The organism is Acidovorax sp. BoFeN1 (assembly GCF_003345135.1).
GTDB classification, from domain to species: domain Bacteria; phylum Pseudomonadota; class Gammaproteobacteria; order Burkholderiales; family Burkholderiaceae_C; genus Acidovorax; species Acidovorax defluvii.
Genome location: NZ_QOZT01000191.1, coordinates 1 through 280 on the forward strand (window position 1 = coordinate 1; position 280 = coordinate 280).

1 protein-coding gene is annotated in these 280 nt (G+C 64.6%); it reads right to left on the bottom strand.

Going from position 1 to position 280, the window contains the following annotated elements; translation table 11 throughout:
• A partial coding sequence (locus tag DTW89_RS19190) for a transposase (protein ID WP_147277690.1) occupies nt 1-280 on the bottom strand: 280 nt, incomplete at both ends.

Sequence of the window (280 nt, forward strand, 5' to 3'; positions counted from 1 at the left end):
GCGCTTGACCACCGCAAAGACATGCTCGACCCGGGCACGCACCCGCGATTTGTTGCGGTTCTTGGCCCGCTGAACTTCGTCCACCTCGCCCGCACGGCGGGTGCGCTGGTTGGTGAAGTCCTTGGCCCTGGGGGCTTTGCTCGCTATCAGTGTTTTCTGGCTGGCATAGGCCGAGTCGCCGTACACGCGCCGCTCATTGCCATGCAGCAGATTGGGCAGAGGGTGTTTGTCATGCACGTTGGCCGCCGTCACCACGGCGCTGTGCGCCAGCCCGCTTTGG